At 66.8% G+C, this 24,257-nt stretch carries 21 protein-coding genes; 12 read left to right on the top strand and 9 right to left on the bottom strand.

From position 1 onward, the window contains the following. Positions 1-39: 39 nt before the first annotated feature. From ubiB to serA, 8 genes are all read right to left on the bottom strand, one after another. A complete protein-coding gene (gene ubiB, locus ASC92_RS07480) occupies positions 40-1,605 on the bottom strand; it encodes a ubiquinone biosynthesis regulatory protein kinase UbiB (protein ID WP_056512614.1) in 1,566 nt (521 codons plus the stop codon). Beyond that, positions 1,602-2,159, bottom strand: coding sequence for an SCP2 domain-containing protein (locus ASC92_RS07485; protein ID WP_056512616.1), 558 nt, complete (start codon positions 2,157-2,159; stop codon positions 1,602-1,604). Before ASC92_RS07485 ends, ubiB begins: the two co-directional genes overlap by 4 nt. 54 nt (positions 2,160-2,213) lie before the next feature. Further along, positions 2,214-3,245 carry a Tim44 domain-containing protein gene (locus tag ASC92_RS07490; protein ID WP_056512619.1) on the bottom strand — a complete coding sequence of 344 codons (1,032 nt, stop codon included), beginning with the start codon at positions 3,243-3,245 and terminating at the stop codon, positions 2,214-2,216. 32 nt (positions 3,246-3,277) lie between these two features. Next, positions 3,278-4,009, bottom strand: coding sequence for a bifunctional demethylmenaquinone methyltransferase/2-methoxy-6-polyprenyl-1,4-benzoquinol methylase UbiE (gene ubiE, locus ASC92_RS07495; protein WP_056512622.1), 732 nt, complete (start codon positions 4,007-4,009; stop codon positions 3,278-3,280). Between the two features lie 134 nt (positions 4,010-4,143). Beyond that, positions 4,144-4,557 carry a gamma-butyrobetaine hydroxylase-like domain-containing protein gene (locus ASC92_RS07500; protein WP_056512626.1) on the bottom strand — a complete coding sequence of 138 codons (414 nt, stop codon included), beginning with the start codon at positions 4,555-4,557 and terminating at the stop codon, positions 4,144-4,146. After that, positions 4,557-4,994 carry an HIT family protein gene (locus ASC92_RS07505; RefSeq protein WP_056512629.1) on the bottom strand — a complete coding sequence of 146 codons (438 nt, stop codon included), beginning with the start codon at positions 4,992-4,994 and terminating at the stop codon, positions 4,557-4,559. The genes ASC92_RS07500 and ASC92_RS07505 overlap by 1 nt, the downstream gene beginning before the upstream one ends. Continuing rightward, a complete protein-coding gene (locus ASC92_RS07510; protein WP_056512632.1) occupies positions 4,991-8,869 on the bottom strand; it encodes a DUF3683 domain-containing protein in 3,879 nt (1,292 codons plus the stop codon). The genes ASC92_RS07505 and ASC92_RS07510 overlap by 4 nt, the downstream gene beginning before the upstream one ends. A gap of 186 nt (positions 8,870-9,055) precedes the next feature. Then, entirely contained in the window at positions 9,056-10,288 is a 1,233-nt protein-coding gene (gene serA, locus ASC92_RS07515) for a phosphoglycerate dehydrogenase (protein ID WP_056512634.1), read from the bottom strand. Between the two features lie 228 nt (positions 10,289-10,516). Here serA and ugpB point away from each other — a divergent pair, with 228 nt between their 5' ends. From ugpB to ASC92_RS07545, 6 genes are all read left to right on the top strand, one after another. Further along, complete coding sequence (gene ugpB / locus ASC92_RS07520; RefSeq protein ID WP_056512637.1) at positions 10,517-11,827, top strand: sn-glycerol-3-phosphate ABC transporter substrate-binding protein UgpB; 1,311 nt, start codon at positions 10,517-10,519, stop codon at positions 11,825-11,827. A 109-nt stretch (positions 11,828-11,936) separates the two neighbouring features. Further along, complete coding sequence (ugpA, locus tag ASC92_RS07525) at positions 11,937-12,818, top strand: sn-glycerol-3-phosphate ABC transporter permease UgpA (RefSeq protein WP_056512639.1); 882 nt, start codon at positions 11,937-11,939, stop codon at positions 12,816-12,818. A 42-nt stretch (positions 12,819-12,860) separates the two neighbouring features. Further along, positions 12,861-13,712, top strand: coding sequence for a sn-glycerol-3-phosphate ABC transporter permease UgpE (gene ugpE / locus ASC92_RS07530; RefSeq protein ID WP_056512642.1), 852 nt, complete (start codon positions 12,861-12,863; stop codon positions 13,710-13,712). A gap of 140 nt (positions 13,713-13,852) precedes the next feature. After that, complete coding sequence (gene ugpC, locus ASC92_RS07535) at positions 13,853-14,860, top strand: sn-glycerol-3-phosphate ABC transporter ATP-binding protein UgpC (RefSeq protein ID WP_056512863.1); 1,008 nt, start codon at positions 13,853-13,855, stop codon at positions 14,858-14,860. Positions 14,861-14,984: 124 nt separating this feature from the next. Further along, entirely contained in the window at positions 14,985-15,728 is a 744-nt protein-coding gene (gene ugpQ, locus ASC92_RS07540) for a glycerophosphodiester phosphodiesterase (RefSeq protein WP_056512646.1), read from the top strand. A 52-nt stretch (positions 15,729-15,780) separates the two neighbouring features. Further along, positions 15,781-18,246, top strand: a complete 2,466-nt coding sequence (locus ASC92_RS07545; RefSeq protein ID WP_056512650.1) for a DUF3772 domain-containing protein — start codon at positions 15,781-15,783, stop codon at positions 18,244-18,246. A 57-nt stretch (positions 18,247-18,303) separates the two neighbouring features. Here ASC92_RS07545 and ASC92_RS07550 read toward each other — a convergent pair whose 3' ends face one another. Next, complete coding sequence (locus ASC92_RS07550) at positions 18,304-18,582, bottom strand: hypothetical protein (protein WP_056512866.1); 279 nt, start codon at positions 18,580-18,582, stop codon at positions 18,304-18,306. Positions 18,583-18,695: 113 nt separating this feature from the next. Here ASC92_RS07550 and hemA point away from each other — a divergent pair, with 113 nt between their 5' ends. From hemA to ASC92_RS07580, 6 genes are all read left to right on the top strand, one after another. After that, on the top strand, positions 18,696-19,967 hold the full coding sequence (gene hemA / locus ASC92_RS07555; protein ID WP_056512653.1) for a glutamyl-tRNA reductase: 1,272 nt from the start codon (positions 18,696-18,698) through the stop codon (positions 19,965-19,967). Positions 19,968-20,063: 96 nt separating this feature from the next. After that, entirely contained in the window at positions 20,064-21,152 is a 1,089-nt protein-coding gene (prfA, locus tag ASC92_RS07560) for a peptide chain release factor 1 (protein WP_056512655.1), read from the top strand. Continuing rightward, on the top strand, positions 21,152-22,003 hold the full coding sequence (gene prmC, locus ASC92_RS07565) for a peptide chain release factor N(5)-glutamine methyltransferase (RefSeq protein ID WP_056512658.1): 852 nt from the start codon (positions 21,152-21,154) through the stop codon (positions 22,001-22,003). The genes prfA and prmC overlap by 1 nt, the downstream gene beginning before the upstream one ends. Positions 22,004-22,032: 29 nt before the next feature. Continuing rightward, the gene (gene grxD, locus ASC92_RS07570; protein ID WP_056512662.1) at positions 22,033-22,365 is read left to right on the top strand and encodes a Grx4 family monothiol glutaredoxin; all 333 of its coding nucleotides are present in this window, start codon (positions 22,033-22,035) and stop codon (positions 22,363-22,365) included. A 16-nt stretch (positions 22,366-22,381) separates the two neighbouring features. Beyond that, positions 22,382-22,888: a cupin domain-containing protein gene (locus ASC92_RS07575; RefSeq protein ID WP_056512665.1), complete on the top strand. Its 507-nt coding sequence runs from the start codon at positions 22,382-22,384 to the stop codon at positions 22,886-22,888. A gap of 55 nt (positions 22,889-22,943) precedes the next feature. Then, complete coding sequence (locus tag ASC92_RS07580; protein WP_056512668.1) at positions 22,944-24,254, top strand: hemolysin family protein; 1,311 nt, start codon at positions 22,944-22,946, stop codon at positions 24,252-24,254. The last annotated feature ends 3 nt before the right edge of the window (positions 24,255-24,257 follow it).

Genomic DNA, 24,257 nt, shown 5'->3' on the forward strand with positions numbered 1-24,257 from the left:
TCCTCCGGAAAAAATTGAGCGCGAGAGAGGAGCCGGCGCCTAGAACAGGCGCACGCGCACCAACAACTGCATGGCGAGCAACCCCAATACAAAACCTATGCCACCGTAGACGATGGTCTGCAGCAACCGGTTGGTGCGCTTCTGCTCGGCCAGCAGTTCGAGCAGCTCGCGGCGGTTGTCGGCGGGGCGATTCTCCAGGAAATCGTGCAGCAATCGAGGAAGCTGGGGCAGCAATTTGGCGTACCTGGGCGCCTCGGCCTTGAGCTGCTGGAACAGCTTCTTGGGGCCGATCTGGTCGACCATCCATTTCTCGAGGAAGGGCTTGGCCGTGGCCCAGAGATCGAGTTCGGGGTCGATGTTGCGGCCCAGCCCCTCGATGTTGAGCAGCGTCTTCTGCAGCAGCACCAACTGCGGCTGGATCTCGACGTGGAAGCGGCGCGAGGTCTGGAACAGGCGCATCAGCACCATGCCCAGCGAGATTTCCTTCAGCGGACGATCGAAGTACGGCTCGCAGACGGTGCGGATGGCCGCCTCCAGTTCGTCGATGCGGGTGCCCACCGGCACCCAGCCGCTTTCGAGGTGCAGCTCGGCCACGCGCTTGTAGTCGCGCCGGAAGAAGGCCACGAAGTTCTGCGCGAGGTACTCCTTGTCCGACTCGGTCAGCGTGCCGATGATTCCGAAGTCCAGCGAGATGTAGCGCCCGAAGGTTTCGGGCGCCAGGCTCACCTGGATGTTGCCGGGGTGCATGTCGGCATGGAAGAAGCCGTCGCGGAACACCTGCGTGAAGAAGATGGTGACGCCGTCGCGCGCCAGCTTGGGAATGTCGACGCCGGCCGCGCGCAGGCGGTCCATCTGCGCAATGGGCACGCCCTTCATGCGCTCCATCACGATGACCTCGGGATGGCAGAAGTCCCAGAACATCTCGGGGATCAGCACCAGGTCGAGTTCGGCCATGTTGCGGCGCAACTGGGCCGCGTTGGCGGCCTCGCGCACCAGGTCGAGCTCGTCGTGCAGGTATTTGTCGAACTCGCCGACCACCTCACGCGGCTTCAGGCGCTTGCCGTCGGCCGAGAGGCTCTCGATCCAGCCGGCCATCATGGCCATCAGCGCCAGGTCTTTCTCGATCACGCCGCGCATGTTGGGACGCAGCACCTTGACCGCCACTTCGCGCACCTCGCCCTGGTTGGTGCGGATGGTTGCGAAATGCACCTGCGCGATCGACGCGCTGGCAATGGGCGTTTCGTCGAACTGCACGAACACGTCGCCCACCGGACGGCGGAACGCACGCTCAATGGTGGCGATGGCCACCGCCGACGGGAACGGCGGCACGCGGTCCTGCAGGAAGGCCAGTTCGTCGGCGATGTCGGGCGGCAGCAGGTCGCGCCGGGTCGACAGCACCTGGCCGAACTTCACGAAGATGGGGCCAAGCCGTTCGAGCGCCTCGCGCAGGCGCTGGCCGCGCGGCGCATCGAGGTTGCGCCCGAACGAGACCACACGCGCCACCACGCGCAGCCAGGGCTTCTGAAAGCTCGTGAGCACGAGCTCGTCGAGGCCGTAGCGCAGTGCGACCCAGACGATGTACAGGCCGCGGTAGAAGCGCCTCATTCGGCCGCGCTCGCCGAGCCGCCGGCCTTGGCCGTGCGATCGCCGACGAACTGGCGCAGCGCGCCCACGACGCGCCGCACGCCATTGCCGAGCGTGTGAGCGGGCACGTCGCCGATCAGGCGGGCCAGGTCGTCCTCGACGTCCCAGCGCACGTGGTCGACCAGCCAGTTGACCTCGGCCGCCAGCTGCACGTCGCCGATGATCTGCACGGTGGGTTTGTCGCCGCGCAGCGTAGCGCGGGCGATGTCGAAGGGGGATTCGTCGATGACGGTGAGCGTCAGTTCGGGCACCGAGCCCTCAGGCGCCAGGTCGAGCAGGCCGGCCGGCGTGGCCACCAGCTCCATCGTCACGAAGCGCCACTGGAAACGCACCACCCGCCCCTGCTGGCGCAGCAGCCGCTGCTGGGCCTCGGGCTCCTGCTGCAGCACGTGGTTCAGGAACAGGACCGCGCGATGCTGGATCTCGTGGACCGCCCAGTCCGGCGGCTGCAGACGCTCGCCGATGCGGTTGAAGAGGTCGCCGAGAAAAGAAAATGGGGACGATGGTGTGGCCATGTCCCCATTATCTCGTCTGTGCCGCGGCCCCGTGAGGACCGCGTTTCAGCTTTTTTACTGCAGTGCTTGCACTCCAGCGACCAGCCAGCCGCTGTTGCCGCTGGTCGGCTTGGTCATGTTCCAGACTTCGCGGAACGGGCCCGGGCCGGCCGAGGCGTCTTCGCGGATCATGCCGGAGAACTCCACGCTGGCCATGTAGGCATCGGGCAGTTCCTCGATGCCGAGCAGCTTGGCGTCGAGCATCACGACCTCAGTCTTGTTCGAGGCACCGCCCGTGTGGCTGGCGCGGTCGGCCAGCTGGGTACGGATCTCGTCGATCATGCCGTCGGTCATCATCGAACGCAGCATCGACACGTCGGCGCGGTCCCAGGCATCCTGCAGCGTCACGAAGTTGCGCTTGGCGGCGCTGAGGAAGCCGTCGACGTCGAAGCCCGCAGGGATGCCCCAGGACTGCGAACCGCCAAGTGCCGAGCCGATCATGCTGCCACCGGCCGCAGCGCCCGCAGCCGAGAGGCTGCTGCCGTGCGGCGCGTCGTTCGACGGGGTTGCGTCGAAGGCGGCGGCATTGCGCTCCCATGGACGTGCCGATGCGTCGTTGCCCACGTTGGCCGGGCTGTACTGCGCCGGCGCGCTGGCGTTGCTCGGGCTGGCGCCCGCGCCCTGGAAGGCGAAGCCGCCCTGGCGGTTGCCGGCAGGCTGCGAGCGCGACTTGATCATGCGCCACACCACTACCGCTGCCAGAACGAGCAGGCCGATCAGCAGGATGTTGCCGAAGCCCGCGCCAAGGCCGAGTGAGTGCGCGAGCCATGCGAGACCCAGGCCGGCGGCAAGGCCGCCGAGCATCGCACCCCACGGGCGCTTCGGCGCGGCCGCCGCGGGTGCGGGCGTTGCGGGCTTCGCCGCTGCCGCATTGGTCGCGTTCTGCTGCGCGGGCGCGCCCGGCGCTGCCGGAGGCGTGGCCTGGCGCTGCGTCACGTTGGACGACTGGCGTCCGAACGACTTGCCGCCGCCCATGCGCGCAGCCTCGGCCTGGACACTGACCAGCACCAATGCAGCTGCCAAAAACAAAGAACCCAAACTCTTCATGTCGTCTCCTCTTGAGCGAAAGATTCGCTTCATCAACACTTGATTCCAACATGGAGGGCGGCGATTCCCCCTGTCATGTTGTGATAGTCCACATGTCCGAAACCGCCCTCTTTCATGAGGGTCTTGAGTTCCTCCTGCGAGGGATGCATCCGGATCGATTCGGCGAGGTATCGATAGCTCGCGTCGTCGCCGGCCACGAGCTTGCCCAGGCGCGGCAGCACGTTGAAGGAGTACCAGTCGTAGGCCTTGGCGAGCGGCTTCGCGACCTTCGAGAACTCGAGCACGAGCAGCTTGCCGCGCGGCTTGAGCACGCGGTTCATTTCCTTCAGCGCGGCGTCCTTGTGCGTCATGTTGCGCAGGCCGAAGGCCACCGTCACCACGTCGAAGTGATCGTCGGGAAAGGGCAGCTTCTCGGCGTCGCAGACCATGGTGGGCAGCAACACGCCGGCGTCGAGCAGACGGTCGCGGCCGGTGCGCAGCATGGCTTCGTTGATGTCGGTGTGGACCACCTGGCCGGTGGCGCCGACCTTCTTGGCAAAGGCGAGCGCGAGGTCGCCGGTGCCGCCCGCGATGTCGAGCACGCGCGAGCCTTCGCCCACGTTCGCGACCATCACGGTGTATGCCTTCCAGGCGCGGTGCAGGCCGGCCGACATCAGGTCGTTCATGACGTCGTAGCGCGAGGCGACCGAATCGAAGACGCCGCGCACGCGGCGTGCCTTCTCGCTTTCGTCGACCGTTTCAAAGCCGAAGTGTGTGGTACTCATGCAACCGATGTTAGGCCGGAAGCCCTCACATCAAGCCGACGACCCCGCGCGCACGGCGGACATTTGTTGCTTTTTCCGCCCGTCCTTCCTGGGCGCAGGGCTATCTTTTCAAGAGCACCGCGCGGATTCGCGGCTCAGTGGCTGCCGCAGGCGTGGCCGCCCTTGTCGAGCATCGGCGTGTCGCGCTCGACGCCCGCTTCGGCCAGCCGGCGCTCGTAGGCAGCCCACAGCTCGGCCTGCTTCGCGCCCAGTTCGTAGAGCAGATCCCACGAGTAGATGCCGGTGCTGTGGCCGTCGCTGAAGGTCGGCTGCACGGCGTAGTTGCCGACCGCTTCGAGGTCGACGAGTTCGACGTCGCGCTTGCCCGTCTGCAGGATTTCCTGGCCCGGACCGTGGCCCTGTACCTCGGCCGACGGCGAGTAGATGCGCATCAGCTCGAAGGGAATGCGGAAGGTCGCGCCATCCGAGAAGCCCACTTCGAGCACGCGCGACTGGCCGTGCACGGTAATCGACTGCGGCGTCGGTGCGCCCTGTTTCAAGCCTGCCATCAGAAGCTCCTTGTACCCAGGCGTTCGATCATCGCGGCCTCGACGGCCGGCAGGCGCGCAGCGACATGCGCCTCGTGCGCGATATTCCGCTCGCGCTGCACGGGTGCCCATACCGAGCCCGGGAAATGGCTGTCATCGGCGAAACGCGCGATCACGTGCCAATGCAGGTGCGGCACCATGTTGCCGAGCGCGGCGATGTTCATCTTGGCGGGATGCAGGTGCTCGCGCAGGCACTGCTCCACCGCCACCACCGCATCCATGCACAGCGCGCGGTCGGCGGCGTCGAGGTCCGAGAACTCCGGCGCATGCGCGCGCCAGACCACGCGATAGAAGGCCGGGAAACCCGCCTCTTCCGCGTGGACGACGCGCAGCTTCACGCCCTCGAACACGACGCGTCCGCCAGGGCCTTCGCAGAGCGGGCAGCCTTGCGCCGTCATACCAGCACCCGCTCGATGCCGCCCTGGTTGGCCGCGGCCACGTATTCGGGCATCCAGTCCTTGCCGAGGAGTTTGTTGGCCATCTCGACCACGATGTAGTCGGCTTCGAGCAGGCCGTTGTTCAGGTCGTTGCCGTAGCGCGAGAGGCCTTGCAGGCAGCTCGGGCAGCTGGTGAGGATCTTCACGTTGTCCTTCTCGCCGACCTTGCCGCTGTCGCGCAGCGCGGCTTCGCCCTTCTTCAGCTCCTCTTCCTTGCGGAAGCGGATCTGCGTCGAGATGTCCGGCCGCGACACGCCCAGCGTGCCCGACTCGCCGCAGCAGCGGTCGTTCTTGAGCACGTTGTCGCCGACCAGCGCCTTCACGGTCTTCATCGGGTCCTGCTGCTTCATCGGCGAATGGCACGGGTCGTGATAGAGGTAGCCGCCACCGCCGGCATCGGCCAGCGTGATGCCCTTCTCCAGCAGGTACTCGTGGATGTCGATGATGCGGCAGCCCGGGAAGATCTTGTCGAACTGGTAGCCCTGCAGCTGGTCGTAGCAGGTGCCGCAGCTCACCACCACCGTCTTGATGTCGAGGTAGTTGAGCGTGTTGGCCACACGGTGGAAGAGCACACGGTTGTCCGTGATCATCTTCTCGGCCTTGTCGTACTGCCCGCTGCCGCGTTGCGGATAGCCGCAGCACAGGTAGCCCGGCGGCAGCACGGTCTGCACACCCGCATGCCACAGCATGGCCTGCGTGGCGAGGCCGACCTGCGAGAACAACCGCTCCGACCCGCACCCCGGGAAGTAGAAGACCGCCTCGGTTTCCGAGGTGGTCGCCTTCGGGTTGCGGATGATCGGCACGTAGTCGGCGTCCTCGATGTCGAGCAGCGCGCGCGCCGTCTTCTTCGGCAGGTTGCCCGGCATCTTCTTGTTGATGAAGTGGATCACCTGTTCCTTGACGGGTGCCGGGCCGAGCGTGGCCGGCGGCGCCGAGGTCTGCTTCTTCGCCAAGCCGCGCAGCAGGTCGTTGGCCAGGCGCTGCGCCTTGAAGCCCACGCCCACCATGCCCGCGCGCACCGCCTTGATGGTCTGCGGATTGGTCGCGTTGAGGAAGAACATCGCGGCCGCGTTGCCGGGACGGAAGCTCTTCTGCCCCATCTTGCGCAGCAGGTTGCGCATGTTCATCGACACGTCGCCGAAATCGATCTTCACCGGGCACGGCGTGAGGCACTTGTGGCACACGGTGCAGTGGTCGGCCACGTCCTCGAACTCTTCCCAGTGCTTGATGCTGATGCCGCGCCGCGTCTGCTCTTCGTAGAGGAAGGCCTCCACCAGCAGCGAGGTCGCGAGGATCTTGTTGCGCGGGCTGTAGAGCAGGTTGGCGCGCGGCACGTGCGTGGCGCACACCGGCTTGCACTTGCCGCAGCGCAGGCAGTCCTTCACGCTGTCGGCAATGGCGCCGATGTCGCTCTGCTGCATGATCAGCGACTCGTGCCCCATGAGGCCGAAGCTCGGCGTGTAGGCGTTGGTCAGGTCGGCATGCAGTTCCTGGACCTGGCCTGCCGGTGCGCGCAGCAGCTTGCCCTTGTTGAAGCGGCCTTCGGGGTCGACTTTGGCCTTGTATTCGGTGAACGGACGCAACTCTTCGTCGCTCAGGAACTCGAGCTTGGTGATGCCGATGCCGTGCTCGCCCGAGATCACGCCGTCGAGGCTGCGCGCCAGCGCCATGATGCGCACCACCGCGGCATGCGCGGTCTGCAGCATGTCGTAGTTGTCGCTGTTGACGGGAATGTTGGTGTGCACGTTGCCGTCGCCCGCATGCATGTGCAGCGCGACCCACACGCGGCCCTTGAGCACCTGCTTGTGGATGGCCACGCATTCGGCAACGATGGGTGCGAACTCCACGCCGCTGAAGATTTCCTGCAGCGGCTGGCGCAGCTGGGTCTTCCAGCTGGCGCGCAGGGTGTGGTCCTGCAGCTGCGGGAACAGCGTGTCGACGTCGCGCAGCCATTCGGCCCAGAGCGCACGCACGCTCTGCACCATCGCCACGGCCTGCGCCACGCGGTCTTCGAGCAGCTCGGCCGCCGGGATTTCATGCGCATCGTCGGTCTTGCCCAGCGGCAGGTTGCCGCGCAGCAGGAAGGCTTCGAGCGCGTCGGTGAGCGCAAGCTTGTTCTGCAGCGAGAGCTCGATGTTGATGCGCTCGATGCCGTCGCTGTACTCGGCCATGCGCGGCAGCGGGATCACCACGTCTTCGTTGATCTTGAAGGCGTTGGTGTGCTTGCTGATGGCGGCCGTGCGCTTGCGGTCGAGCCAGAACTTCTTGCGCGCCTCGGGGCTGATGGCGATGAAGCCTTCGCCGCTGCGCGAGTTGGCGATGCGCACCACCTCGGAGGTGACGCGGGCCACGTCATCGGCGTCGTCGCCGGCGATGTCGCCGAACAGCACCATCTTCGGCAGGCCGCCGTGCTTCTTCGATTTGGTGGCGTAACCCACGGCCTTCAGGTAGCGGTCGTCCAGGTGCTCCAGGCCGGCCAGCAGGACCCCCGATCGCTTCTGCTCGGCGAACATGAAGTCCTTGATCTCGACGATGCTGGGCACGGCGTCCTTGGCGTTGCCGAAGAACTCCAGGCACACGGTGCGCGTGTGCGCGGGCATCTTGTGCACCACCCAGCGGCAACTGGTAATGAGGCCGTCGCAGCCCTCCTTCTGGATGCCCGGCAGGCCCGAGAGGAACTTGTCGGTCACGTCCTTGCCGAGGCCTTCCTTGCGGAAGGTGCGGCCGGGAATGTCGAGGCGCTCGGTGCGCAGCTTCGTCTTGCCGTCGGCCGCGTAGTACTGCAGCTCGAACACGGCGCTCTCGGCGTCATGGATCTTGCCGAGGTTGTGGCCGATGCGCGTGATTTCGAGCCATTCGGCCTGCGGCGTCACCATGCGCCACGAGGCGAGGTTGTCGAGCGCGGTGCCCCAGAGCACGGCCTTCTTGCCGCCCGCGTTCATGGCCACATTGCCGCCGACGCACGAGGCCTCGGCCGAGGTCGGGTCGACCGCGAACACGAAGCCAGCGCGCTCGGCCGCATCGGCCACGCGCTGGGTGACCACGCCGGCTTCGGTCCAGATGGTGGGCACCCGGGCTTCGAGGCCGGGCAGCGAGACGTGCTCGACCTCGGTCATCGCCTCGAGCTTCTCGGTGTTGATGACCACGCTTTTCCATGTCAGCGGGATGGCGCCGCCGGTGTAGCCGGTGCCGCCGCCGCGCGGGATGATGGTCAGGCCCAGCTCGATGCAGCCCTTCACCAGCAGCGCCATCTCGGCCTCGGTGTCGGGGCACAGCACGACGAACGGGTATTCCACGCGCCAGTCAGTGGCGTCGGTGACGTGCGAGACGCGCGACAGGCCGTCGAACTTGATGTTGTCCTTGGCCGTGAGCCGGCGCAGTGCGCGCGTGGCCTTGCGGCGCAGGGCGGCGACGTCGCGGAACTTGGTGTCGAAGGCCGCCACCGCCTCGCCCACGAGGCCGGTGAGTTCACCCACGAGCTGGTCGCGCGGCAGGTCGCTGTCGGGGGTGCGGCGCTTCTGCACCTCGGCCAGGCGGTGCCGCAGGGCATCGACCAGCTGGCCGCGGCGTCGCGGGTTGTCGAGCAGGTCATCGACGAGGTAGGGGTTGCGCTGCACCACCCAGATGTCGCCGAGCACTTCGTAGAGCATGCGCGCCGATCGGCCGGTGCGGCGCTCGGCGCGCAGGGTCTGGAGCAATTCCCAGCCGCGCTCGCCCAGCAGGCGAATCACGATCTCTCGGTCGGAGAAGCTGGTGTAGTTGTACGGGATCTCGCGCAGTCGTACGGGCTCTGCGGCCTGTGACAACAGCGTATTCAACGCGGTCGGAGCATTCATCGGGTGGGGCCCTTGGCCAGGCGCTGCGCGCCCATGTAGCCGGGGGGTCGATTTTAGGGCAGGCCTTGGGGGCTTTGCCTTGCCCTGCCGCTATTCCCTGTGGCGGGCCCGATGCCTGCCGCGGCGTGGAGGCCGCCGGCCCTCACCCCTGCCCTCTGCCAGAGGGAAAGGGAGAAAAACCGGGGCTTAGAACAGCACCCGGCTGCGGATCGTCCCACTCACCTTCGCCAACTTTTCCAGCGCCAGATCGGACGAGGCGGCGTCGATGTCCATCACGACGTAACCGATCTTCTCGTTGGTCTGCAGGAACTGGGACGAGATGTTGATGTTGTTGTCCGAGAAGATCTTGTTGATCTCGGACAGCACGCCCGGCACGTTGCGGTGGATGTGCAGCAGGCGGTGCTTGCCGGGGTGAGCAGGCAGCGCCACCTCCGGAAAGTTGACGGAAGAAGTCGAGGTGCCGTTGTCGCTGTACTTGACCAGCTTCTCGGCCACCTCCAGCCCGATGTTGGCCTGCGCCTCCATCGTCGAGCCGCCGATGTGCGGCGTCAGGATCACGTTGTCCAGCCCCCGCAGCGGCGACTGGAACTCGTCCTTGTTGGTACGCGGCTCCACCGGGAACACGTCGACGGCGGCGCCCAGCAGCTTCTTGCTCTTCAGGGCCTCGGCCAGCGGTTCGATCTCGACCACCGTGCCGCGCGACGCGTTCAGCAAGATGGCGCCCGGCTTCATCGCGGCGATCTCGGCCGCACCGATCATCCACTGGGTGGCCTGGGTCTCGGGCACGTGCAGGGTCACGATGTCGCTCTGGGCCAGCAGCTGATGCAGCTCGCGCACCTGGCGGGCGTTGCCCAGCGGCAGCTTGGTGACCACGTCGTAGAAGGCCACGTGCATGCCCAGCGCCTCGGCCAGCACCGACAGCTGCGCGCCGATCGAGCCGTAGCCGACGATGCCCAGCGTCTTGCCGCGGATTTCAAACGCGTTGTCGGCCGACTTGAGCCAGCCGCCGCGGTGCGCCACCGCGCTCTTCTCGGGCACGCCGCGCAGCAGCAGGATGGCTTCGGCCAGCACCAGCTCGGCCACGGAGCGGGTGTTGGAGTAAGGGGCATTGAACACGGCCACGCCGTGCTCGCGCGCCGCCTCGAGGTCGACCTGGTTGGTGCCGATGCAGAAGCACCCGGCCGCCACCAGCTTGTGGGCGGCGGCGAACACCTCGGCCGTCAGCTGGGTGCGCGAACGGATGCCCAGGAAGTGAACGTCGGCGATCTTGGCCTTGAGCTCGGCGTCGGGCAGTGCGCCCGGCAGCGACTCGATGTTGGTGTAGCCGGCGGCGCGCAGCACCTCTACGGCCGAGGGGTGGATGCCTTCGAGCAAGAGGAACTTGATCCTGCTTTTGTCGAGGGAGGTTTTGCTGCTCATGGCGGTCTCGCGGAAGCCCCGGCCATGGCGACAAGCCAGGCCAGGAAAAGGGAGGGCGATGCTAGCATGGTGCAGCGCAGCATGCAGGGCCACCACCCGCGCCGGGCATGAGGCCAAAGGGGTTTCCCTGATTGGAAGAAGGCGGCGCTCCGTGCGCCAATGTGACGCGGCTGTGTCATGCACATGCCCTAGCATCCGCGCTTTCCATTTTTCCCTTCAGGAGTCTTCATGCGATTCAAGACGCTCGCGCTGGCATCGGCGTTGGCCGCCACGCTGTTCAACGTGGCACAGGCCCAGACCGAGATCCAGTGGTGGCACTCGATGACCGCCGTCAACAACGAGTGGGTCAACGACCTGGCCAAGCAGTTCAACGAGAGCCAGAAGGAATACAAGGTCGTGCCGACCTTCAAGGGCACGTACGACGAATCGATGACGGCGTCCATCGCGGCCTTCCGCGCCGGCAACGCCCCGCACATCCTGCAGGTGTTCGAAGTGGGCACCGCCACCATGATGGCCAGCAAGGGGGCGATCATCCCGGTCGGCCAGGTCATGAAGGACGCGGGCGAGAAGTTCGACCCGGCCGCCTACATCCCCGCTGTGGCCGGCTACTACACCGCTCCCAACGGCCAGATGCTGAGCTTCCCGTTCAACAGCTCGACCACCATCTTCTATTTCAACAAGGACGCCTTCAAGGCCGCCGGGCTGCCCACCGACAAGGCCCCGTCGACCTGGCCCGAAGTGGTGGCAGCCGCCGCCAAGCTCAAGGCCAGCGGCCACAAGTGCCCGTTCACCACGGCCTGGCAGAACTGGACGCAGGTCGAGAGCTTCTCGGCCTGGCACAACGTGGAGTTCGCGAGCAAGTCCAACGGCCTGCAGGGCCTGGACGCGCGCCTGAAGGTGAATTCGCCGCTGCACCAGCGCCACATCGAGAACCTGGCCAGCATGGCCAAGCAGGGCCTGTTCATCTACAAGGGCCGCGGCAACGTGCCTGAAGCGTCGTTCGTCTCGGGCGAGTGCGCCATGATCAACACGTCTTCCGGCTTCTACGGCAACGTGGCCAAGAACGCCAAGTTCGCCTACGGCCTCGCCCCCCTGCCCTACTACCCGGACGTGCCGGGCGCACCGCAGAACACCGTGATCGGCGGCGCCAGCCTGTGGGTCATGTCGGGCAAGAAGGCCGCCGAGTACAAGGGCGTGGCCAAGTTCTTCAGCTTCATCTCGACGCCTGAAGTGCAGTCCGCCAGCCACAAGCGCACCGGCTACCTGCCGGTGACCACCGCCTCGTACAAGCTCACCGAAGAATCGGGCTTCTACAAGCAGAACCCGGGCACCGACGTGGCCGTGACGCAGATGATCCGCAAGGTCACCGACAAGAGCCGCGGCATCCGCCTGGGCAACTACGTGCAGATCCGCGCCATCGAGGACGAAGAGCTCGAACAGGTCTGGAACGGCAAGAAGACCGCCAAGGAAGCGCTCGACGCCATCGTGACCCGCGGCAACGAGCAACTGGAACGCTTCCAGAAAGCAAACAAAAGCTGACGATTGAAGCTCGGACCCCGGCGTCCGGCTAATATCGCCCGCCCCCCGGCCACTCTTCTACAAGAGTGGCCGCGGCGGGATTTTTTACGTAGAGGGTTACGAGGGGTTCATGGAAAAACGCGTCTTCTTTCGCTCGGGCTGGCTACCCTGGCTGCTGCTGACACCGCAGATGGCGGTGATCCTCGTGTTTTTCTTCTGGCCGGCGGGGCAGGCCATCCTGCAATCGCTCCAGCAGCAGGACGCATTCGGCACATCCGTCGACTTCGTCGGACTGCAGAACTTCAAGGACCTGTTCGACGACCCGGCCTACGGCGAGTCGTTCAAGACCACCGCCGTCTTCTCGGTGCTGGTGGCCACCATCGGCCTGAGCCTGTCGCTGACGCTGGCCGTCTTTGCCGATCGCATCGTGAGCGGCGGCATGTTCTACAAGACCATGCTGATCCTGCCCTACGCCGTGGCGCCCGCTGTAGCGGCCGTGCTGTGGGTCTTCATGTTCTCGCCGTCGCTGGGCGTCGTAGCCTATGCGCTCGGCAAGATTGGCATCAACTGGAACCACCTGCTCGACTCGGGCCACGCCATGACGCTGATCGTGATGGCCTCGGTGTGGAAGCAGATTTCCTACAACTTCCTGTTCTTCCTGGCCGGCCTGCAGTCCATTCCGAAGTCGCTGATCGAGGCAGCCGCCATCGACGGCGCGCGCCCGTGGCGCCGCTTCTGGACCGTGCAGTTCCCGCTGCTGTCGCCCACCACCTTCTTCCTGCTGGTGATCAACGTGGTCTACGCCTTCTTCGACACCTTCGCGATCGTCGATGCGGCCACCCAGGGCGGCCCGGGCAAGGACACCACCATCCTGGTCTACAAGGTCTACCACGACGGCTTCAAGGGCCTGGACCTGGGCGGTTCGGCCGCACAGTCGGTGGTGCTGATGGTGATCGTGGTGGCGCTCACGGTCATCCAGTTCCGCTACGTCGAGAAGAAAGTTCAGTACTGAAGATGAAGCAACAACAGAAACACCGACTCGGCGGAGCCCAGCATGGTTGAGAAACGCGGCACCCACGGCATCCTGGCCCACGTCGTCATGATCCTCGGCGTCTTGATCGTCGCCTTCCCGCTCTACCTGGCGTTCGTGGCCTCCACCCACACGGCACAGGAAATCGTGCAGGCGCCGATGCCGCTCCTGCCCGGCTCGAACATCGTCGACAGTTACAAGGGCGCGCTCTTCGGTCGCGAGAACAGCGCGGGCTCCAACGCACCGGTGGCGCACATGATGTGGGTGAGCTTCGTGACGGCGATGGTGATCGCCATCGGCAAGATCTCGATCTCGCTGCTGTCGGCCTTCGCCATCGTCTACTTCCGCTTCCCGTTCAAGAAGATCTGCTTCTGGGCCATCTTCGTGACGCTGATGCTGCCGGTGGAGGTGCGCATCCTGCCCACCTACAAGGTGCTGTCGGATCTGAACATGCTCAACACGTACGCGGGCCTCACGGTGCCGCTGATCGCGTCGGCCACGGCAACCTTCCTGTTCCGCCAGTTCTTCCTGACCGTGCCCGACGAGCTCACCGAGGCCTCGCGCATGGACGGCGCGAGCCCGATGCGCTTCTTCTTCGACGTGCTGCTGCCGCTGTCGAAGACCTCGATCGCGGCGCTGTTCGTGATCCAGTTCATCTACGGCTGGAACCAGTACCTATGGCCGCTGCTGGCGACCACGAGCGAAGACATGTACCCCGTGGTGGTCGGCATCAAGCGAATGATTGCCGGCGGCGACGGACAGAACGAATGGAACGTCGTGATGGCCACCGCCATCCTCGCCATGCTGCCGCCCGCGCTGGTGGTTGTGCTGATGCAAAAGTGGTTCGTCAAGGGCCTCGTGGACACTGAGAAATAGGCTCGCCCCCAGGCTTCGCGCACTTCGTGTCGCTACGCCTTCCCCCTACCGGGGGCACCACCAGCGGCCCGGCAAAGCCGGTTCCGCGGTGGTTCTGGAAATAACAGCGCCTCGTGGTCGAGGCCGAAATCGAGAAGAACATGGCTGCACTTTCCTTTCGCAACGTCATCAAGCGCTACGGCCACGGGCCGAAAGCCAACCAGGTCATCCACGGCGTGAGCGCCGAAATCGCCAACCATGAATTCATCGTGATCGTCGGCCCCTCGGGCTGCGGCAAGTCCACGCTGCTGCGCATGGTGGCGGGCCTGGAGGAAATCTCGGCCGGCGAGATCGCCATCGGCGGCAAGGTGGTGAACCAGCTCGAGCCGTCCGAGCGCGACATCGCCATGGTGTTCCAGAACTACGCGTTGTACCCGCACATGAGCGTGTTCGCGAACATGGCCTACGGCCTGAAGATCGCCAAGGTACCGGTCGACGAGATCAAGGTGCGCGTCGACAAGGCCGCGAAGATCCTCGAGTTGGGCCACCTGCTGGAGCGCAAGCCGCGTGAACTCTCCGGCGGCCAGCGCCAGCGCGTGGCCATGGGCCGCGCCATCGTGCGCCAGCCGCAGGTTTTCCTGTTCGACGAACCGCTGTCGAACCTCGACGCCAAGCTGCGCGCGCAGACCCGCCTCGAAATCCAGAAGCTGCACCGCGAACTCGGCATCACCTCGCTGTTCGTCACGCACGACCAGGTCGAGGCGATGACGCTGGCGCAGCGCATCATCGTGATGAACGGCGGCGTGATGGACCAGTTCGCGACGCCCGAAGAGGTGTACTCGCGTCCGGCCACCACCTTCGTGGCCAGCTTCATCGGCTCGCCGCCGATGAACCTGCTGAAGCACGCGCCGGGCGTGCGCCCGGGCCAGATCCTGGGCATCCGCCCCGAGCATCTGAAGCTGGACGAGAGCGGCTGGACGGTGCAGGTCGAGCAGGTCGAGCTGCTGGGCGCCGAGCGCCTGGTGTATGGCCGCATCGGCGACGAGCAGATCATCATGCGCACCGACGAGGGCGACCATCCGCCGGTGGCCGGCGACACGGTGAAGATCGCGGCACGCGAAGACAAGCTGCACTGGTTCGACGCCGGCTCCGGCAAGCGCGCAGACTAATGCTCGCCCCCAGGCTTCGCGCACTTCGTGTCGCTTCTCCTACCCCCTACCGGGGGCGACACCAGCGGCCCGGCAAAGCCGGTTCCGCGGTGTCCCACGAAGAAGCCGAAAGCCAACTCAGGAAATGCTCATGAATTCCTGGCCCTACCCCCGCTGGGTCGCTCACCGCGGCGCCGGCAAGCTGGCTCCCGAGAACACCCTTGCCGCGTTCCGGCTCGGCGCGGCATACGGCTACCGCATGTTCGAGTGCGACGCCAAGCTCAGTGCGGACGGCGTGCCCTTCCTGATGCACGACGCCACGCTGGACCGCACCACCAGCGGCCACGGCACCGGCGGCGCGCAGCCCTGGAGCGCGCTGGCGCGGCTCGATGCGGGCAGTTGGCACTCGCGCGCCCACGCGGGSGAGCCGCTGCCCACGCTGGAGAACCTCGCGCGCTACTGCCTGGCGAACGGCCATCTGCTGAACATCGAGATCAAGCCCACGCCGGGCGCCGAGCGCGAAACCGGCGAGGTGGTGGCGCGCGAGGCTGCGCGCCTGTGGCAAGGCGCAGCCGTGCCGCCGCTGCTCACGTCCTTCCAGGTCGAATCGCTGAAAGGCGCGCAAGCGGTGCAGCCGGAACTGCCGCGCGGCCTGCTGCTCGACACGCTGCGGCACGGCTGGCTCGAAGCCGCGCAGCAGTTGGGTTGCGTGGCCATCGTCTGCAACCACGCGCTGTGGGACGCCGCAGTGGTGGCGCAGGTGCACGGCGCCGGCATGCGCGCGCTGAGCTACACGGTGAACGACGAATGGGCGGCGCAGCGGCTGATCGGCCTGGGTACCGACGGCATCATCACCGACCGGGTCGACCTGTTCAGCCCGGCCGGCTGAGGCGCACGTTTCTTACAGGCATTTACCTCATCGCCGCTTCTATGATGCGGCCATGAATCGGACCTCTCGCCTGGCGGGCTGCGGCCTCGCCATCCTGCTGGCCCTGTCGATGTACTGCGCATTCGCGCAGCCCGATGCCAGCATCAACGCCGGCAACGGCAATCCCAACAACAGCGCCAGCGCCGCCGCAGCAGCCCCCGCGCCCACCGTGGCCGAATTGCGGGCGCAATTCAACAAGCTCACCGCCGACCCGGGCAAGGGCAGCAACGCCGAGGACGACCCGCGCAAGCAAATCGGGCAAATCAACGACATCGGCGCGCAGGCGGACAAATTCGTCGCCGCGCGCACCGGCGACCTCGCAGACCTCAACGCTCGGCTGGGCGAGCTCGGTAACCCGCCCGCTGCCGGCACCACCGAAGACCCCGGCATCACGCGCCAGCGCGCGCAGCTGACGAAGGAGCGCAACGCGCTCGACGCCGACATCCGGCTCGCGAAGCTGCTGTCTATCGACGTGCGCCAGCGCGGCGCCGACTTGGTGACGCAGCGGCGCGCGCTGTTCGAGGCCCAGCTCACCGAGCGCGCGGCCTCGCCACTCACCGACGCCTTCTGGAACGATCTGCAGGAGGCCTGGCCCGACGACCTGGAGCGGCTGCAGTCCATGGGCACGGCCCTCGGCGACGGCATCGAACAGGCGTTGGCACCCGCGTCGCGCACGGCTGTGATCGCCGCGCTGATCGGCGCGCTGCTGCTGGCCTTCCTGGGCGTCTGGGGCGCCGAGCACCTGCTGGCGCGGCTCTCCATGCGGGTGCTGCCGGCCGGCCGGCTGCGCCGCTCGCTGCTGGTGATCGCCATCGTCGCGAGCCACGTGCTGTTGGTGGCGGTGGCCGCGCACGGCTTCGTGGAGGTGCTCAAGACCTACGCCACCTGGGACCCGCAGGCGCGCAAGGCGCTGCAATCGGCGGCGCAGGCGCTGACCTTCATGGCCTTCGTCATCGGCCTGGGCCGCGCGCTGCTGGCCACTTCCCGCCCCTCGTGGCGGCTGCCGCCGATCCCCGACGCCACGGCCAGCCGGCTTGCGGCACTGCCCTGGCTGGTGGCGCTGGTGGCGGCACTGGCCTGGACACCGGCCGAGATCAACGCGCTGATCGACGCCAGCTTCGCCGCCGTGGTGACCACGCACGTGCTGACGGCGCTGGTGCTGACCGCCCTGGTGGGCACGGTGATCTATCGGCTCAAGGCGTTGCGCGCCGACGCGCCCGAGGCCGGCCTGCCCGAGCGGCCGATGTGGGTCGGCCTGCTGGTGGCGCTGATCGGCATGCTGATGATCGCCATCTGGGTGCTGGTGGCGCTGGGCTACGTGGCGCTGGGCAGCTTCCTGGCCTCGCAGCTGACCTGGAGCGGCATCGTGGCCGCGGCCTTCTACGTGCTGTTCAAGTTCGCCGACGACGTGTTCATGGCCGGCGTGGCCTCGCGCAGCACCTTCGGCCAGAAGCTGCAGAAGAGCTTCGGCCTCGCACCGCAGACACTGGACCAAGCGGCCACGGTGCTGTCGGGCATCAGCCGCGTGGCGCTGTTCGTCTACATGCTGATCGCGCTGGCCGCGCCGCTGGGCACATCTCCGAGCGAAGTGTTCCAGCGCAGCGGCAAGCTCGGCACCGGCGTGAAGGTGGGCGAATTCCAGCTGGTGCCGGGCGCGATCCTGAGCGCGATCGCGGTGGCGGTGGTGGGCTTCATCGTGCTGCGCATCTTCAAGCGCTGGCTCACGCGCAGCTACCTGCCGAACACGCAGTTCGAGCCGGGCATGCAGAGTTCGATCACCACGCTGCTGGGCTACGTGGGCGGCATTCTGGTGATCGCGTTCTCTCTGTCGGCGCTGGGCATCGGCATCGAGCGCATCGCGTGGGTGGCGAGCGCGCTGTCGGTGGGTATCGGCTTCGGGCTGCAGGCGATCGTGCAGAACTTCATCTCCGGGCTGATCCTGCTGGCGGAGCAGCCGGTGAAGGTGGGCGACTGGGTGGTGCTGGGCACGGCCGAGGGCGACGTGCGGCGCATCAACGTGCGCGCCACCGAGATCCAGCTGGGCGACCGTTCGACGCTCATCGTGCCGAACTCGGAGTTCATTACCAAGACGGTTCGCAACATGACGCTGGCCAACGCCGAGGGCCGTGTGCTGATCCGCTTGCCGATGCCGCTGACCACCGACGCGCAGCGCGTGCGCGACCTGATCCTTGCGGCCTGCAAGGCGCACGAAGGCGTGCTGGAAACGCCGGCGCCATCGCTCACGCTCGAGGGCATCGAGAACGGGCTGCTGATCTTCCAGGCGATCGCCTACGTGGCGAGCCCCCGGCTCGCGGGCGGCGTGCGCAGCGACCTGCTGTTCGTGATCCTCGACGAGCTCAGGAAGGCCGCGCTGCCGATGGCGACGCCGACCACGTTCATGATGGCGCCCTCCGAGCCGGCCGCGGCGGCGCCGGCGCCCGCGACGTCCAACTCGCCGATCCCCGGCATGCCGACCTGAGCCTCGTTCCGGCGGCAGCGCGCAGGCCAGGCTTCCAGGTTCGGAGCTGGCCGGCCCTCAGCGGCGCCAGCCGCGCATCGCCAGCCACTGGATGGCGCCGCAGGCCACCACGAGCGCGGCGTAGGTTGCCATCATCCCGTCGCGCCCGAACACCACGAGGCCGATCACCGACACGCCGACGCCCGCGGCAAAGGTCAGTGCCCACTGCACCCACCAGCGCGCAGCGCCGGCACGCCCGCCGCCCAGGAACCGCCCGGCAAGAACCAGCACAAGGGCCAGAAAGGCCGCCGGAGCGACGAAATTGAGCAGGTGGTCGAGGAGGGCCAGCAGGTCCATCGGGAGGGGATTGCGCGTGCGCCGGAACATGCGGCGAAGGTTATGGCTGTCATAGGGAAAGCCATTTGTCCCTCCGCAAGCCTCGTGCGGCTGCTGATTTTATAATCACGGCCATGTCAGTCTGGGCTCTCGGCTTGAACCACACGACCGCGCCGCTCGATCTGCGCGGTCGTTTCGCGTTCGCGCTCGATCAGATCGCCCCCACGCTGCAGAGCCTGCGCAGTTCCTTTGCCTCCGGCCGCCACCCCCAGGTCGAGGCCGCGATCATCTCCACCTGCAACCGCACCGAGATCTATTGCGCCTCGGAACACGCCGCGCTCGACCACACCTTCGGCTGGCTGGCGCAAAGCGGCGGCGTGGCCCCTGCCCTGCTGCGCTCGCATGCCTACACCCTGCACGACGACGAAGCCGCGCGCCATGCCTTCCGCGTGGCCAGCGGGCTCGACTCGATGGTGCTCGGCGAAGCCCAGATCCTCGGCCAGATGAAGGACGCGGTGCGCGCTGCCGAAACGGCCGGCGCGCTCGGCAGCACGCTGAACCAGCTGTTCCAGCGCTCCTTTGCGGTGGCCAAGGAAGTCCGCACGGCCACCGAGATCGGCGCGCACTCCATCAGCATGGCCGCCGCGGCGGTCCGGTTGGCCAGCCAGCTCTTCGAAGACCTTCATCAGACACGCGTGCTGTTCGTCGGCGCGGGCGAAATGATCGACCTCGCGGCCACGCACTTCGCGGCCAGGGAACCCAAATCGATCGCTATTGCCAACCGCACGCTCGAGCGCGGCGAGAAGCTGGCTTCGCGCTTCGGCGGCGAGGCGATGCGCCTGGCCGACCTGCCGGCGCGGCTCGCCGAGTTCGACATCGTCGTGAGCTGCACGGCGAGCACGCTGCCGATCATCGGCCTGGGCGCCGTTGAGCGTGCGCTCAAGGCGCGCAAGCACCGCCCGATGTTCATGGTCGACCTGGCCGTGCCGCGCGACATCGAGCCCGAAGTGAAGGCGCTCGAGGACATCTACCTCTACACCGTCGACGACCTCGCCCAGGTCGTGCAACAGGGCCAGGCCAACCGCCAGGCAGCCGTCGCGCAGGCCGAAGTCATCATCGACGCCGGCGTGCAGAGCTTCATGCACTGGCTGGGCCAGCGCGGCACCGTGCCGCTGATCCAGCAGCTCAACGCGCAGGCCGATGAATGGCGCGCCGCCGAAATGGCGCGCGCCCGCAAGCTGCTGGCCAGGGGCGAATCGGTCGATGCCGTGCTCGAAGCCATGTCGCGCGGGCTTACGCAGAAGATGATGCATGGCGCCATGGCCGAGCTGCACGCGGGCGATGCCGCCTCGCGCGAACAGACGGCGCAGGCCATCTCGCGCCTGTTCCTGCGCAAAGAGCGTTAGCGACGCTCGTCGTCGCCAGGCCCGATCGGCCGCGGTCTTCATGCGCGCTGCCCTCTTGCGGCAGCATCTCCACATTTTTTCGAGCCCCGTTCCTCCGTGAAATCCTTTCTGCGCCACCAACTCGAACGCTACGCCCAACGTTTGGGCGAGCTCGACTTCCTGCTCTCGCGCGAAGACATCATGAGCGACATGGCGCAGTACCGCACCATCTCGCGCGAGCATGCCGAGGTCACGCAGATCGCCGGCCGCTACGAGCGCTACAGGCAGCGCGAGGCCGACATCGCCGGTGCGACGGAAATGCTCGACGACCCCGACATGGCCGAGATGGCAAAGGAAGAAATCGCGGGCGCCGAAGCCGAGCTGGTGCAGCTCGAAGAAGAACTGCAGCGATTGCTGCTGCCCAAGGACCCCGACGACGCGCGCAACGCCTTCCTCGAAATCCGCGCCGGCACCGGCGGCGACGAATCGGCCCTGTTCGCGGGCGACCTGCTGCGCATGTACACGCGCTACTGCGAGCGTGCCGGCTGGCGCTGCGAGGTGGTGAGCGAAAGCGAAAGCGAACTCGGTGGCTACAAGGAAGTGGTGATCCGCATCGTCGGCGACGAGGTGTTCGGCCACCTGCGCTTCGAGTCGGGCGGCCACCGCGTTCAGCGCGTGCCGGCGACCGAAACGCAAGGCCGCATCCACACCAGCGCCTGCACGGTCGCCGTGCTGGCCGAGCCCGACGAGACCGTGGCCGTGCAGATCAACCCGGCCGACCTGCGCATCGACACCTACCGCGCCAGCGGCGCGGGCGGACAGCACATCAACAAGACCGACTCGGCCGTGCGCATCACGCACATCCCGACCGGCATCGTGGCCGAGTGCCAGGACGACCGCAGCCAGCACCGCAACAAGGCGAAGGCGCTGCAGGTGCTGTCGGCGCGCATCCAGGAGAAGGACCGCAGCGAGCGGGCGGCCAAGGACGCCGCCATGCGCAAGGGCCTGATCGGCAGCGGCGACCGCTCGGACCGCATCCGCACCTACAACTTTCCGCAGGGCCGGCTCACCGACCACCGCATCAACCTCACGCTCTACAAGCTGCTCGCGATCATGGAAGGCGACCTTGGCGACGTGCTCGACGCGTTGCGCGCCGCGCGTGAGGCCGAACAGCTGGCCGAGCTGGAATCGAGCCTGCCAGCGTGATGACCGCCGACGACCCGAAGCCGTCCACCGTGGCGCAGGCGCTGGCCGCGGCCGTCGCGCTGGGCGTGGAGCGGCTCGACGCGCAGTCGCTGCTTCTGCACGCGCTGGGCCGGGCGCCGCATGACCGCGCCTGGCTGCTGGCACACGACACCGATGCGATGCCCGACGCGGCGTGGTCCGCGCTCTCCGCGCAGTTGTCGCGCCGCCTCGCGGGCGAGCCGGTCGCCTACCTGCTCGGCGAGAAGGAGTTCCACGGTCTCGCCCTGCACGTCGATCCACGCGTGCTGGTGCCGCGGCCCGACACCGAGACGCTGGTCGAATGGGCGCTGCAGTGCCTCGAAGGCCATGCCGCTCCGCGCGTGCTCGATCTCGGCACGGGCAGCGGTGCGATCGCACTGGCCCTGCAACATGCCCGCCGCGATGCGCAAGTCGATGCGGTCGACGCCAGCGCCGACGCATTGGCGGTCGCCCAGGCCAACGCGCAGCGCCTCGGCCTGCCGGTGTGCTTCACCGAAGCGAGCTGGCTCGACGGCGCCGGCAGCGGCTACACGGTGATCGCCAGCAACCCGCCGTACATCGCCGCCGGCGATCCGCACCTGCCCGCCCTGCGCCATGAGCCTTCTTCCGCGCTGGTCGCGGGCGCCGATGGGCTCGACGACATCCGCCAGATCGTGCAGAACGCTCCCGACCACCTCGCCGAAGGCGGCTGGCTGCTGCTCGAACACGGCCACGACCAAGCCGCATCCGTACGCCAGTTGCTCACCGCGCGCGGTTTCGCCGAAGTGCAAAGCCGCGACGACCTCGCCGGCATCCAGCGCTGCTCCGGCGGAATCTGGCGCACGGTGAAATAATCCCCCCAGCCCACTTTTCAGGAGTCCCCATGTCCGACGCCCAGCAACGCATCGACGACCTCGTCAAAACCAACGACCTCGTGCTCTTCATGAAGGGCAACGCAAGCTTTCCGATGTGCGGTTTCTCGGGCCGCGCGATCCAGATCCTGAAGGCGGTCGGTGTCGACACCAAGACGCTCAAGACCGTCAACGTGCTCGAAGACGACGGCATCCGCCAGGGCATCAAGGAATACAGCAACTGGCCCACGATCCCGCAGCTCTACGTGAAGGGCGAGTTCGTCGGCGGCTCGGACATCATGATGGAGATGTACGAATCGGGCGAACTGCAGCAAGTCATCGGCGGCGGCGCCGCCGCGGCCTGATTCCACGGGGCCCGCAATGAGCCACGATCACGCGGATCACGGCCATTCGCATAAAGAAGGCGACCCGGCCTGGAAGCACGACGGCGTGCGCGTGATCGCGGCCAACCAACTCGACGCCAACACCGCCCAGACGCCCGGCATGAACCGGGCAGCGGCCATCAACTTCGCCCGTGTGGGCGCGCAGAAGCTCTGGGCCGGCACCGTGACCATCCACGCCGACGCCAAGACCGGCGCCCATCATCACGGGCACCTCGAATCGGTAATCTACGTCGTGCGCGGCCGGGCCCGCATGCGCTGGGGCGAGAAGCTCGAGTTCACGGCCGAGGCCGGACCGGGCGACTTCATCTACGTGCCGCCCTACGTGCCGCACCAGGAAATCAACGCCAGCGCCACCGAAACGCTCGAATGCGTGCTGTGCCGCAGCGACGGCGAAGCGGTGGCTGTGAACCTCGACATCGAGCCGGTCGAAAAACCCGAATCGGTACTCTGGGTCGACCCGACCCATCCGCACGGCGGCGTCTGAGCGTTTTTCCGGTGCCGAGTCATGGCACCATGGTGCTCGTCTTCGACGTGCCACCATGACCCTTACCCAAAGCCTGCTCGTCATCGCCTTGCTGATCGCGATGAGCGCGTTCTTCTCCCTCGCCGAAATAACTTTGGCCGCCTCGCGCCGCCTGCGCCTGCGCCAGATGGCCGACGAAGGCGATCCTCGGGCCGAGAAGGTGCTGCGCGTGCAGGAGCAGCCCGGCCATTACTTCACCGTGGTGCAGATCGGCCTGAACGCGGTGGCGATCCTCGGCGGCGTGGTGGGCGAAGGTTCGCTCAGCCCGTACTTTGCGGTCTTCTTCGAGAAATGGCTGAGCGTGGAGGCTTCGGCCAGCGCGGCCTTCCTGTGCTCGTTCGTCATCATCATCGCGGTGTTCCTGGTGTTCGCCGACCTGTTCCCCAAGCGGCTGGGCATGAGCAACCCCGAGCAGCTGGCGGTGCGCATGGTCGGGCCGATGCTGCTGCTGATCACCACCTTCAAGCCGCTGGTGTGGTTCTTCATGCGTTGCACCGACCTGCTGTTCAAGCTGCTCGGCATGCCGATGGCGCGCGACGACAAGATCACCTCGGCCGACATCCTCGCGATGACCGAAGCCGGTGCGCGGGCCGGCGTGCTCGCAGTGCGCGAGCAGCAGGTGATCGCCAATGTGTTCGAACTCGACACACGGGTGGTCAGCAGCGTGATGACCGCGCGCGACAACATCGCCTGGTTCCTGCACGACGACCCGGAGTCGGTGCTGCGCGCGCGCATCGTGGCCGAGCCTTTTTCGGCCTATCCGGTATGCGACGGCGACATCGACCATGTGCTCGGCTATGTAGACGCCAAGGAAATGTTCCAGCGCGTGCTGAGCGGCCAGCCGCTGGCTTTCGACCAGGGCCTGACGCTGCACAAGGCGCTGGTCGTCCCCGACCGGCTATCGCTCACCGAGGTGCTCGAGCAATTCCAGCAGGCGCATGAGGACTTCGCCATCATCGTCAACGAATACAGCCTGGTGGTGGGCGTGATCACGCTCAACGACGTGATGAGCACGGTGATGGGCGACCTTGTGTCGCCCCTCGACGAAGAGCAGATCGTGCGGCGCGACGAGAACTCGTGGCTGATCGACGGCGTCACGCCCATCCAGGACGTGCAGCGCGCGCTGCACATCGACGAACTGCCTCACTCGGAGGAGTACGAGACGCTGGCCGGCTTCCTCATGGTGATGCTGCGCCGCGTGCCCAAGCGCACCGACAACGTGACCTGGGGCGGCTACACCTTCGAGGTGATGGACGTGGACAGCTACCGCATCGACCAGGTGATGGTCACGAAGGGCTCGGCCACCGCCAAGGTGCCGGCCAACTGACGG

Source organism: Variovorax sp. Root411, assembly GCF_001425205.1.
Taxonomy (GTDB): domain Bacteria; phylum Pseudomonadota; class Gammaproteobacteria; order Burkholderiales; family Burkholderiaceae_C; genus Variovorax.

What these genes read in the sequence shown, in the direction of transcription:
- hemA (WP_056512653.1), top strand. Translation starts at nt 18,696, where the DNA reads ATGTCAGTCTGGGCTCTCGGCTTGAACCACACGACCGCGCCGCTCGAT.
- ASC92_RS07485 (WP_056512616.1), bottom strand. Translation starts at nt 2,159, where the DNA reads ATGGCCACACCATCGTCCCCATTTTCTTTTCTCGGCGACCTCTTCAAC.
- grxD (WP_056512662.1), top strand. Translation starts at nt 22,033, where the DNA reads ATGTCCGACGCCCAGCAACGCATCGACGACCTCGTCAAAACCAACGAC.
- ubiE (WP_056512622.1), bottom strand. Translation starts at nt 4,009, where the DNA reads ATGAGTACCACACACTTCGGCTTTGAAACGGTCGACGAAAGCGAGAAG.
- ASC92_RS07550 (WP_056512866.1), bottom strand. Translation starts at nt 18,582, where the DNA reads ATGGACCTGCTGGCCCTCCTCGACCACCTGCTCAATTTCGTCGCTCCG.
- prmC (WP_056512658.1), top strand. Translation starts at nt 21,152, where the DNA reads ATGACCGCCGACGACCCGAAGCCGTCCACCGTGGCGCAGGCGCTGGCC.
- ugpA (WP_056512639.1), top strand. Translation starts at nt 11,937, where the DNA reads ATGGAAAAACGCGTCTTCTTTCGCTCGGGCTGGCTACCCTGGCTGCTG.
- serA (WP_056512634.1), bottom strand. Translation starts at nt 10,288, where the DNA reads ATGAGCAGCAAAACCTCCCTCGACAAAAGCAGGATCAAGTTCCTCTTG.
- ASC92_RS07545 (WP_056512650.1), top strand. Translation starts at nt 15,781, where the DNA reads ATGAATCGGACCTCTCGCCTGGCGGGCTGCGGCCTCGCCATCCTGCTG.
- ugpC (WP_056512863.1), top strand. Translation starts at nt 13,853, where the DNA reads ATGGCTGCACTTTCCTTTCGCAACGTCATCAAGCGCTACGGCCACGGG.
- ASC92_RS07575 (WP_056512665.1), top strand. Translation starts at nt 22,382, where the DNA reads ATGAGCCACGATCACGCGGATCACGGCCATTCGCATAAAGAAGGCGAC.
- ugpE (WP_056512642.1), top strand. Translation starts at nt 12,861, where the DNA reads ATGGTTGAGAAACGCGGCACCCACGGCATCCTGGCCCACGTCGTCATG.
- ASC92_RS07490 (WP_056512619.1), bottom strand. Translation starts at nt 3,245, where the DNA reads ATGAAGAGTTTGGGTTCTTTGTTTTTGGCAGCTGCATTGGTGCTGGTC.
- ASC92_RS07510 (WP_056512632.1), bottom strand. Translation starts at nt 8,869, where the DNA reads ATGAATGCTCCGACCGCGTTGAATACGCTGTTGTCACAGGCCGCAGAG.
- ugpB (WP_056512637.1), top strand. Translation starts at nt 10,517, where the DNA reads ATGCGATTCAAGACGCTCGCGCTGGCATCGGCGTTGGCCGCCACGCTG.
- ASC92_RS07580 (WP_056512668.1), top strand. Translation starts at nt 22,944, where the DNA reads ATGACCCTTACCCAAAGCCTGCTCGTCATCGCCTTGCTGATCGCGATG.
- ubiB (WP_056512614.1), bottom strand. Translation starts at nt 1,605, where the DNA reads ATGAGGCGCTTCTACCGCGGCCTGTACATCGTCTGGGTCGCACTGCGC.
- ASC92_RS07500 (WP_056512626.1), bottom strand. Translation starts at nt 4,557, where the DNA reads ATGGCAGGCTTGAAACAGGGCGCACCGACGCCGCAGTCGATTACCGTG.
- ASC92_RS07505 (WP_056512629.1), bottom strand. Translation starts at nt 4,994, where the DNA reads ATGACGGCGCAAGGCTGCCCGCTCTGCGAAGGCCCTGGCGGACGCGTC.